Here is an 8,772-nt window from a genome sequence, read left to right on the forward strand (position 1 = left end):
AAGCGGATATAATGGCCGCCAAATGTCGCAAACAAAGGTGGGCTCGCGCCCGAACTGAATGCTCAAGAGATCTGTCCTCGTGGTGCTGTTTGATCTGCTCTCTGCTGCCGCAGCATGGAGTCTAGGGTTTCTCTTGCGCTTCAATTTCGAATGGCCCGCAGGTTATGAGGTCAAGTTCGCGGCCAGCTTGACAGCACTTATGGGCGTTCATGCGTTGGCCTGCCGCTGGGCCGGGCTGTATCGCGGCATGTGGGTGTTTGCCAGCCTGCCGGATCTGAAGCGGGTGCTGAAGGCCGTCGGGGTGTCATCGGTGGCCTTGCTGGTGATGTTGGCGGTTGACCGCACGCTGCCGGGTATCCCGCGCTCGATGGTTGTGCTCTACCCCTTGCTGTTGATCACCATCATGGGCGGCGGTCGTGTGATCTGGCGGATGTGGAAAGAGCATCGGTTGTATGGTGATTTGCGTGCGGCCGGCAAGCCGGTCGTGGTGGTTGGCGCCGGCACCGGTGGTGCGATGCTGGTGCGTGAGCTGGAGCGCAGCCCGGACTGGCGGGTGGTGGCGCTGGTCGACGACAACCCCGCCAAGCGCGGCCTTGAGTTGTATGGCTGCCCGGTGGCGGGCACCGTCGACGAGTTGTCGCAGGTGCTGCAGGACTTCAAGGCCCAGCATGTGATTCTGGCCATGCCCTCGGCGGCGGGTGATGCCCTTCGTCGTGCGGCCGATCTGGCGGTGCGCGCGGGTGCGCACACCTTTACGGTGCCGGGTCTTGAAGATCTGATGAGCGGCAAGGTGGCGATCAATGCCATGCGTCCGGTCGAGATCGAAGACTTGCTTGGCCGCGAGGCGGTGTCGATTGACTCCGCGCATGTGCACACCATGGTGGGTGGCAAGACGGTGCTGGTGACCGGCGCGGGCGGTTCGATCGGCAGCGAGCTGTGCCGGCAGCTGGCCAAGTTTGCGCCGGCGCGGCTGGTGCTGGTCGAAGCCAGCGAGTTTGTGCTCTACACCATCGAGCAATGGTTTGCGAATCATCAGCCCGACATCGCCATCGTCCCGCTGGCCGGTGACGTCAAGGATGCGCAGCGTCTCGACGAGATTTTTGCCCGGTGGCAACCGGCCCTGGTGTTTCATGCGGCGGCCTACAAGCATGTGCCGCTGATGGAGGTGGGCAATGCCTGGCAGGCGGTGCGCAATAATGTGTTTGGCACCTTGCAGGTGGCGCAATGTGCCCAGCGCCACGGCGCCGAGCGCTTCGTGCTGGTGTCGACCGACAAGGCGGTGAATCCGACCAATGTGATGGGCGCGACCAAGCGGCTGGCCGAGATGGTGTGCGAGGCGCTGCATTCGCAGGGCGGCCAGACGCAGTTCGGGATGGTGCGTTTCGGGAATGTGCTGGGCAGCACGGGCAGCGTGATTCCGAAGTTCCAGGAGCAGATCGCCCGCGGCGGGCCGGTGACGGTCACCCACCCTGAGATCACCCGCTACTTCATGTCGATCCCCGAGGCGGCGCAACTGGTGCTGCAGGCGGCGAGCATGGGGCGGGGCGGCGAGATTTTCGTGCTCGACATGGGCGACCCGGTGCGCATCGTCGATCTGGCGCGCAACATGATTCGCTTGTCGGGCTATGCCGAGGATGAGATCCGCATCGAGTTCAGCGGTTTGCGTCCGGGCGAAAAACTGTACGAAGAGCTGCTGGCCGACGCCGAGGAAACGCGCGAAACGCCGCATCCGAAGCTGCGCATCGCGCGCTCTCGGCCGGTGGCAAAGGATTTTCTGAGCGTACTTGGCGCCTGGCTGGACACCTGTGGGCCGGTCGCAGATGAAGCGGTGCGTCAGGGCTTGCTGCGCTGGGTGCCGGAGTATGTGCCGATGCAAGGGCGGCCGGCCTTGAAGGTGGTGGCAGGCGCGCTGGCCGATAGCGACGTCCGTCGGGCCTGACACCAGTGGGCACCTATGTGATTGGCGACGTTCAGGGTTGCCATGATTCGCTTCTCGCGCTGGTCCAGAAAATCGGCTTTCGTCCCAGTCGTGACCGCCTGTGGTTCGTTGGCGATATCGTCAATCGCGGGCCAAAGTCGCTCGAGACGCTACGCGCCATCCGCGGTTTGGGGGCGGCGGCCACGGTGGTGCTCGGCAATCACGATTTGTATCTGCTGATGGTCGCCGCAGGCTGGCCCAAACGAGGCAAGGACGACACCGTTCAACCTATCCTCGACGCGCCGGATGTGGACCAGCTCCTTGGCTGGCTGGCGAGTCGTCCGCTAATGCATGTGGAAGGCAAGTTCGCCATGGTGCATGCGGGGCTGCTGGCGCAATGGACCATCCCGCAGGCGCGCGAACTGGCCGCGGAGGTCGAGTCGGTGCTGCAGGGGCCGTCGCGACAGGCCTTCCTGGCCGATCTTGCTGGCAATGCGCCAGCGAAATGGTCGGACAAGCTCAAGGGGCAGGACCGTCTGCGCTGCATTGTGAATGCCATGACGCGGATGCGCTTCTGCTCGCCCGAGGGGCTCATGGAGTTCAAGCACAAGGGGCCGCCGTCAAACGCCCCCGACGGCGCGGTGCCGTGGTTCAGCGTGCCCAAGCGGCGGCACGCGGGCTACACCATTCTGGCCGGTCATTGGTCGGCGCTGGGCCTGTGTATCGAGCCGGGCTTTGTCGGCCTCGATACCGGTTGCCTGTGGGGCGGCAAGCTCACCGCCTATCGGCTGGAGGACGGCGAGGTCTTTCAGGTCAACGCGGCGGAATCAACCAAGTAGTCTCAGGCCGCTTCGCGCACGGGTGCAATATCGGCGGCGTCCGGTGGATTGACGACGGCGGAAATGGCGGCGTGAGCCTGGGCGGCGATGTCGCGGCGCTTCGCATCCGTCGTGGCGATGGCCGGCAGCACCGTCAGATGCACCTCGATACGCGGTGTGGCGATGATGGCTTTCAGGCTGTCGAGCACTGACAGGTCGCCATCGTAGGCGGCGGCGCGGGTGAATTCGCCGTCCGGGGTGCGATAGCATACTGCCAGCGCCTGCACCGGTTGGCCGGCGGCGATGGCGGGCTGGAGCAGGGCGGCGTGAAAGTGCTGCACATGCGAGCCGTCTGTCGTGGTGCCTTCCGGAAACACTGCCACATGGCGCCCCGCCGCCATGCGCGTGGCGATCTCCGCATTGATGATGCGCGCGTGCCCGCGGCTGCCGCGCTGCAGGAACACCGTTTCGTTCATGGCGGCCAGCCAGCCGATGATCGGCCATTGGCGCACGTCGGCTTTTGACACGAAAGCGCTCGGACTCAGCGTGTTGATCGCGAAAATATCCACCCACGACACATGATTGGCGATCAGCAGCGCCGGGCGGGCCAGCTCGGCCCCGCTGACGCGCGGCACGATGCCCAGCAGCGCCAGCAGGCCCGTCGACCAGCGCTGGCGAAGACGACCCCGGCGATCGAGCGATACCCAGGGAAAGACCAGCGCCGCGGTCAGCACACCTTGCAGCAGGTGCAGGACAAGGCGTGTATAGCGCCAGCCTTGTTGCAGGGAAGAGGTGGTGGGTTTCAGTCTTCGCGTCCCATGAAGTGTTTTGCGTATTTGGCGTCCAGCCGGCCCATCGGCATCAGGATGGGCAGATCGGCCACGTTGAAGTCCGGATCCCAGGCCGGATCGCCGCAGATCCACGCGCCGGCGCGCAGATAGCCCTTGATCAGCGGCGGCGCTTCAGTCTCCAGATCGCTGCGCAGCTTGTCGAGCGGCAGTGCCGCCCGTGGGAAGACCCGGTATTCCAGCGGCGCCATGTGTTTGTCGCGTAGCTGACTATACAAACTGGCAGCATGGTGGCCGCCGTCGGCCATGCTGACCGAGGCGCAACCGATCAGGTAGTCGTAGCCGTTCTCTTGCATGTAACGCGCCAGACCTGACCACAGCAGCGCAATGACCGCGCCGGAGCGGTAGTCGGCGTCGATGCAGGAGCGGCCGATCTCGACCATGCGATCACGCAGATGGAGCAGGCGGGTGATGTCGAATTCGTTTTCAGAGTAGTAGCCACCCACACGGCGCGCTGCGTCGGGCGGCAGGATGCGGTAGGTGCCGACGATCTTGCCCTGGTCTTCATCGCGGACGATGAGGTGCTCGCAGAAGGGGTCGTAGATGTCGCGGTCGACGCCCGGCGTGCGGGTGTTCAGGCGAGCGCCCATTTCATCGGCGAAGACGCGGTAACGAAGCTTCTGCGCCTCGACCACTTCGGTGTCGCAGGTGGCCAGCCCCACGTGGAGATTGCGGCGGCGGCGTTGGGATGATTCCTGGCGTTTATCGAGCATGGTGTGCTCCGCAGTGACAATGGTCGCCACTGTAGAAAGGGCAGGTTGCGCTCGCGTGACACGGGTTTTACCGGTGTGTGACATGGTAGTGCGGCTGGTCTGTCATGCGAATGTCACGAAATCGTCATTCGGATGTCGCCCGGTCGCGCGACAGTCGCCGCCATGGACGCGAGCTTACTTTCCTATGTCGAACTGCCCGCCGACGCCGGCCGGCTGCGTGTGGCGGTGGTGACGGAAACCTATCCGCCGGAAATCAACGGGGTGTCGCTGACCACCGCGCGGGTGGTCGACGGCCTCGTAAAACACGGCAACAGCGTCATGCTGGTGCGACCGCGGCAAAATGCCGGCGACGTGGCTGCGCAAGAGGCGCACTACGAAGAGATGCTCTCGCGCGGGCTGCCGATACCGCGCTACCCGCACCTCAAAATGGGCTTGCCGGCGCGCAGCGCGCTGATCCGGCTGTGGTCGGTCAAGCGACCCGATGTGGTGCTGGTGGTCACCGAGGGGCCCTTGGGCTGGTCGGCGCTGGCGGCGGCGCGCAAGCTGCGATTGCCGACGATTACCGAGTTCCATACCAACTTCCATAGCTACAGCACCTACTATGGCGTGGGCTGGTTAAAGACGCCGGTCAAGGCCTACCTGCGGCGGTTTCATAACAAGGGCGACGTGTGCCTGGTGCCGACGCGCGCGCTTGCTGCGTCCTTGCAAAGGGATGGCGTGCGCCAGATCGAAGTCGTGCCGCGCGGCGTCGACACGGACTTGTTCACGCCTGCGCGGCGTGACGAAGCCTTGCGCGCGAGTTGGGGGGCCGAGCCTCACACACTCGTGGTGGCCGTGATTGGTCGTCTGGCGCCAGAGAAAAATCTCGCGCTGGCCATTCGCGCCTTTGAGGCGATTCAGCAGCGCGTGCCCGAAGCGCGGCTCCTTTTCGTTGGCGACGGCCCATCGCGCGAGTCGCTGGCGCGGCGCTATCCGGAGCACAGCTACGCCGGCATGCGCACCGGTGATGATCTCGCTGCGCATTACGCCTCGGCCGACATGTTCCTCTTTCCCAGCCTCACCGAAACCTTCGGCAATGTCACCACCGAAGCGCTGGCCAGCGGCTTGCCGGTGGTGTGTTTCGACTATGCTGCTGGCGCGGAGCGCGTGCGCGAGGGCCATAACGGCGCACTGGCTCCGGTGGCGGACGAGAACGCCTTTGTCGATGCGGCATTGCGCGTCGCGGGCGATCGCTGCGGACGGCTGGCGATGGCAAAGGCCGCGCGACAGAGCGTTCAGAACCTCGGTTGGCCCGCGGTGGCCGCTCAGATGGTGCAACTCATGACCGGCATCATCAAGCAGCATGAAGTCCGAAACGGAGTGTGGGTGGCGGGCTGATGCCCCCGGGCGGCGCCCCGGCGGACGTCGCATGGGCCGGGCAGACTATAATCACGGTTTGCCCTTTGAGCGGAAGCGCCCATGTCTATCCTTGTTTGCGGCTCGGTAGCCTACGACACCATCATGGTGTTTCATGATCGGTTCAAGAATCACATCCTGCCGGACCAGATCCACATCCTGAATGTCGCCTTCCTGGTGCCCGACATGCGACGCGAGTTCGGTGGTTGTGCCGGCAACATCGCCTACAACCTCAAGCTGCTCGGTGCCGATCCGTTGATCATGGCCACCGTGGGCGATGACGCGGCGCCGTATCAGGCCCGACTCGATCAGCTGGGGCTGCGCGCCGACTATGTGCGCCAGGTGCCGGGCAGCTTTACCGCCCAGGCCTTCATCACCACCGATGTGGACGACAACCAGATCACCGCCTTCCACCCCGGCGCGATGAACCATTCGCACCAGAACCGGGTCTCAGATGCCAAAGGCGTCAAGCTTGGCATCGTCGCGCCGGATGGCCGGGACGGCATGCTGGGGCATGCCCAGCAGTTCGCCGAAGCGGGGATTCCCTTCGTGTTTGATCCGGGCCAGGGCTTGCCGATGTTCTCGGGGCCGGAGCTTGAAGCCTGCCTGGAGATGGCCAGTTATTGCGCGCTCAACGATTACGAAGCGCGCATGTTGAGTGAAAAGACCGGTCGGAGTATCGAAGATCTGGCCAATGACGTGGATGCCCTGGTGGTCACGCTGGGCGCCGAGGGTTCGCAGATTTACGTCGAAGGACAACGAATCGACATCCCGTGCGTTAAAGCAGAAGCACTGGTCGATCCGACCGGGTGTGGCGACGCCTTCCGCAGTGGCTTGTTGTACGGCATCGCCAACGGGATGGATTGGGAATCGACCGGGCGGCTGGCGTCGGTGATGGGCAGTCTCAAGATTGCGCAGCGCGGCGGCCAGAATCACCGCCCGAGCCGGAATGAAATTGCCGAACGTTATGCGGCAGCTTTTGGAGAGAAACCATGGTGATGGACTGGATTCAACGCAACGGACGGGCGCTGCTGCTGGCCTCGGTGGCGCTGATTGGCGTGTCGGGCTGCGCGGGCAGTTTGACGGGCGACACCTATTCGCGCGGCGAAGCGCGCCGGGCGATGGTGGTCAAGTTCGGCACGGTGCAGTCAGTTCGCCTGGTCAAACTCGAGGGCACCAAGAGCCCGGTCGGGACGATCGCTGGTGGCGCGATCGGTGGTATCGCCGGCAGTAGCATCGGTCGCGGCAAGGGCGCGGCAGTCGGTGCGGTGCTGGGCGCAGTGGCCGGCGGTCTGGCCGGCTCGGCGGTCGAAGAGGGCGTGACACGCTCGCAAGGCGTCGAAGTGACCGTGCGCATGGATGACGGCCGCTACATGGCGGTGGTGCAGGAAGATGCGGGTGAAGGTTTCCGTGCTGGCGAGCGTGTGCGCATCGTCCAGGACGGCGGCACCATGCGGGTGACGCGTTAAGCGCTTGGGCGCTCGGTGCCGCTCAGCCGAGCAGCACCAGCGCCCAGATCGCCACCAGATTGATCAGCGCCACCAGCACCGCGGCGCTGCCGATGTCCTTGGCGCGCTTGGCCAAGGGGTGTCGCGCCAGCGACACCCGATCCACTTCCGCTTCGATCGCGGAATTGATCAATTCCATCAACAAGACCAGCATCACGCTGCCCACCAGCAGCGCTTTGCCAACGCCGCTGGCCCCGCTCAATAACGCCACCGGAATCAACGCCGCAGCCAGCGCGCATTCCTGGCGAAAAGCCGCTTCGTGCCGGAAGGCGGCGACCAGGCCCGCGCATGAGTAGCGAAACGCGTTCGCCAGGCGCGCGAAGCCTGCCTTGCTTTTTTGAGGAGAGGTGTCCGGCGGACCGCCGCTGGACGTCATGTTACGGATAGAAGGCGTAGAGGCGGTAACCCGACGCGTTCACGTTGTCGGCCGAAAAGGCGACCCGCGCCATGCGATCGCTTTGCCCCGCAAAACCGGCGGCGTCGTCGGCCGCGGCGCCCAGCCATTCTTTGGGTGAGAACACGCGGCGCACCAAGGCCTTGTCGCGCAGGTCGGTCAGCGTCAGTTCCAGGTGCGGAAACGCCATGGCGGTGTTCGAGCGGTTGCGAAGTGTGGCGGTGAGCTCAAACAAGGCGTCAGCATCGGGGAGCCGGTTGAGGTCCGAGGCTTCAATGCCGATCTGGGTCGCGTCCTGCGGCAAGGCCATGTCGCAACCGACGTTGGCGCACAAGGTTTCAATGAACGGGCGGGTGGCCGGCAGGATGCTGATCAGTTGCTGGCGGTAGATCAGTGCAATCTGTGCCGCCAAGGCGGCCAGTAGCACACCCACCAGCAAGCTCATCAGCCACGGATTGCGTTTGCGGGCGATTGGCAGCGCGGCGAGGGCCGGCGCAGCTGGTTCGGGGGCCTGGGGCGTGTCCGCCGTGTCCGCGAGGGGCGTGCTGGCATCGTCTTCTGCCGGTTCGATATCGGCATCGGCATCGGCATCGGCATCGGCGTCAGTGGATGACGCGTCGTGAGATTTCGGGTCGTCGAAACCGTCGTCGGGCTCGAGCGGCTCGAAGGTGATGACGTCGTCTTGTTCAGCGCGGGTTGCGGATGCCGCATTGCTGCCGGACTGCCAGTGTCCGGGCGCGGGGGCGCTCGGCAGGTCGTCAAAATCCCAGATGGTCTCGGGGCCCGCGCCCGAGTCTCTGTCGGTTTCTGAGGCAATGCCGGTCTCAAGGTCGGATGCAATCCGGGTATCCGAGTCCGAACTTGTTTCAGGCTCCGACTCAAGCTCGGATTCAATATCCGACTCAATATCTGACTCAAGGTCCGATTCAAGGTCCGATTCAAGGTCCGATTCAAGGTCCGAGGTCGTGTCGTCGTCTTCCGGCATCCACGTATCCAGATCCTGGAACAGCCGGTTAGGCGTGTCGGCGGGTGCATGGAAACCGGGGTTTTCGGGCGCAGGTTCGGGCGCAGGTTCGGGCGCAGGTTCGGGCGCAGGTTCGGGCGCAGGTTCGGGCGCAGGTTCGGGCGCAGGTTCGGGCGCAGGTTCGGGCGCAGGTTCGGGCGCAGGTTCGGGCGCA

At 64.6% G+C, this 8,772-nt stretch carries 9 protein-coding genes; 5 read left to right on the forward strand and 4 right to left on the reverse strand.

Annotation, left to right across the window (positions count from 1 at the left end):
• Positions 1–58 precede the first annotated feature (58 nt).
• Positions 59–1,939 (forward strand): polysaccharide biosynthesis protein, encoded by a 1,881-nt coding sequence (locus FHP89_RS12505; RefSeq protein WP_144179599.1) that lies wholly within the window; start codon positions 59–61, stop codon positions 1,937–1,939.
• Between the two features lie 5 nt (positions 1,940–1,944).
• Positions 1,945–2,757: a symmetrical bis(5'-nucleosyl)-tetraphosphatase gene (locus FHP89_RS12510; protein ID WP_144179598.1), complete on the forward strand. Its 813-nt coding sequence runs from the start codon at positions 1,945–1,947 to the stop codon at positions 2,755–2,757.
• 2 nt (positions 2,758–2,759) lie between these two features.
• Here the strand turns inward: FHP89_RS12510 and FHP89_RS12515 are convergent, their stop codons facing one another.
• On the reverse strand, positions 2,760–3,653 hold the full coding sequence (locus tag FHP89_RS12515; protein ID WP_260851588.1) for a lysophospholipid acyltransferase family protein: 894 nt from the start codon (positions 3,651–3,653) through the stop codon (positions 2,760–2,762).
• Positions 3,539–4,297, reverse strand: coding sequence for a GNAT family N-acetyltransferase (locus tag FHP89_RS12520; RefSeq protein ID WP_144179597.1), 759 nt, complete (start codon positions 4,295–4,297; stop codon positions 3,539–3,541). The genes FHP89_RS12515 and FHP89_RS12520 overlap by 115 nt, the downstream gene beginning before the upstream one ends.
• A 162-nt stretch (positions 4,298–4,459) precedes the next feature.
• Between FHP89_RS12520 and FHP89_RS12525 the strand changes: the two genes are divergently transcribed.
• From FHP89_RS12525 to FHP89_RS12535, 3 genes are all read left to right on the forward strand, one after another.
• Positions 4,460–5,674: a glycosyltransferase family 4 protein gene (locus FHP89_RS12525; protein ID WP_144179596.1), complete on the forward strand. Its 1,215-nt coding sequence runs from the start codon at positions 4,460–4,462 to the stop codon at positions 5,672–5,674.
• Positions 5,675–5,755: 81 nt separating this feature from the next.
• Positions 5,756–6,691: a carbohydrate kinase family protein gene (locus tag FHP89_RS12530; protein ID WP_144179595.1), complete on the forward strand. Its 936-nt coding sequence runs from the start codon at positions 5,756–5,758 to the stop codon at positions 6,689–6,691.
• Positions 6,691–7,161 (forward strand): outer membrane lipoprotein, encoded by a 471-nt coding sequence (locus tag FHP89_RS12535; protein ID WP_391525662.1) that lies wholly within the window; start codon positions 6,691–6,693, stop codon positions 7,159–7,161. The genes FHP89_RS12530 and FHP89_RS12535 overlap by 1 nt, the downstream gene beginning before the upstream one ends.
• 22 nt (positions 7,162–7,183) lie before the next feature.
• On the opposite strand, the gene FHP89_RS12540 is transcribed toward FHP89_RS12535, so the two are convergent.
• Both FHP89_RS12540 and FHP89_RS12545 read right to left on the reverse strand, forming a co-directional pair.
• Positions 7,184–7,576, reverse strand: a complete 393-nt coding sequence (locus FHP89_RS12540; RefSeq protein WP_144179593.1) for a diacylglycerol kinase — start codon at positions 7,574–7,576, stop codon at positions 7,184–7,186.
• Between the two features lies 1 nt (position 7,577).
• Positions 7,578–8,772 (reverse strand): DUF3426 domain-containing protein (locus FHP89_RS12545; RefSeq protein ID WP_186300821.1); only part of this gene is annotated, 1,195 nt, incomplete at its 5' end.

This window comes from Denitromonas ohlonensis, assembly GCF_007625205.1.
GTDB classification, from domain to species: domain Bacteria; phylum Pseudomonadota; class Gammaproteobacteria; order Burkholderiales; family Rhodocyclaceae; genus Nitrogeniibacter; species Nitrogeniibacter ohlonensis.

Coding starts and splice junctions, on each gene's coding strand:
- FHP89_RS12505 (WP_144179599.1), top strand. CDS start 59: ATGCTCAAGAGATCTGTCCTCGTGGTGCTGTTTGATCTGCTCTCTGCT.
- FHP89_RS12520 (WP_144179597.1), bottom strand. CDS start 4,297: ATGCTCGATAAACGCCAGGAATCATCCCAACGCCGCCGCCGCAATCTC.
- FHP89_RS12525 (WP_144179596.1), top strand. CDS start 4,460: ATGGACGCGAGCTTACTTTCCTATGTCGAACTGCCCGCCGACGCCGGC.
- FHP89_RS12530 (WP_144179595.1), top strand. CDS start 5,756: ATGTCTATCCTTGTTTGCGGCTCGGTAGCCTACGACACCATCATGGTG.
- FHP89_RS12535 (WP_391525662.1), top strand. CDS start 6,691: ATGGACTGGATTCAACGCAACGGACGGGCGCTGCTGCTGGCCTCGGTG.
- FHP89_RS12540 (WP_144179593.1), bottom strand. CDS start 7,576: ATGACGTCCAGCGGCGGTCCGCCGGACACCTCTCCTCAAAAAAGCAAG.